This window comes from Affinundibacterium seohonense (assembly GCF_014284305.1).
GTDB classification, from domain to species: domain Bacteria; phylum Pseudomonadota; class Gammaproteobacteria; order Burkholderiales; family Burkholderiaceae_D; genus Undibacterium; species Undibacterium seohonense.
Genome location: NZ_JACOFW010000086.1, coordinates 1 through 519, shown reverse-complemented (window position 1 = coordinate 519; position 519 = coordinate 1). Strand labels below are relative to the sequence as shown.

Sequence of the window (519 nt, the reverse complement as noted above, 5' to 3'; positions counted from 1 at the left end):
TCATCGACAATGACAAGCCAACGATCACCACAGTCGAGCCAGGTACCCCAGGCATCGGCGATGACAATGTGGTCGAAGGTAACAACCTGATTTACACGGTCAGTTTGTCAGCGGCGACATCGAATGTTTCCACCTACGCTTATAGCTTAGGTGGTGGTACAGCCACTGCCGGTGCTGATTACAACACCACACCAACGTTCAGTAATGGCGTCACCTTAGTTGGCGGCAATTTGATCGTGCCAAGTGGCGTGACCAGCTTCACGGTCACCGTCGCCACGATCAATGATGTCGTCGTCGATTCCGCATCCCCAGAAACACTGCCATTGGTTGTTGGTGGCGTGACAGGTAACGGCGGCATCATCGACAATGATCAACCAACGATCACCACTGTCGAACCAGGCGCACCAGGAACAGGCGACAACAATGTCGTCGAAGGCACGAACTTGGTCTACACCGTCTCCTTGTCGAGCCCAACAACCATCGCCTCGACTTATGCGTATGCGTTGGGTGGTGGAACAG

The 519-nt window shown here is 53.9% G+C and carries 1 pseudogene; it reads left to right on the top strand.

The window, feature by feature from the left end:
- Positions 1-519 (top strand): annotated as a pseudogene (locus H8K52_RS22095) (hypothetical protein); the annotation flags it as partial.